General features: G+C 59.3%; 1 protein-coding gene. It reads left to right on the forward strand.

Annotation, left to right across the window (positions count from 1 at the left end; translation table 11 throughout):
• Positions 1-75: 75 nt before the first annotated feature.
• Positions 76-418 (forward strand): ribonuclease T2 family protein (locus AC1D0P_RS30505; protein ID WP_477680149.1); only part of this gene is annotated, 343 nt, incomplete at its 3' end.

The following is a 418-nucleotide window of genomic DNA, read 5'->3' on the forward strand; positions in this document are numbered from 1 at the left end:
GTAGAAGCCTCTCCCGAAGGTGAGTGCGGCAATTGTGGGTATGTCTGCTGGAAATCACGAGAGGGGATTAATCTCATGGCGACGAAAAAGCGCTTTCGCAATTGCGTATCGACAGGCCTTGCAGCCATGCTGGCGGCGGCCACGCTGGTTGCTCCCGTCAATCTGAACGCTGCTCCACACGATGTCGGCAAGCGGCCGCCGGGACAGTTCGATTATTATGTCCTGGCGCTGTCGTGGGAGCCCGGCTTCTGTGCCACGAACCATGGGCACCAGAAGGAGTGCAGTTCTCCGAAGGGCTTTGTCCTGCATGGGCTCTGGCCGCAGATGGAAGGCGGGGCATATCCGACCTCCTGCAGCCAAACAGCCCTCAGCGATGCTGAGCACGAACAATGGGCTGACATCTATGCCGACCCATCGC

The sequence above is a fragment of the Polaromonas sp. P1_G2 genome (assembly GCF_056405515.1).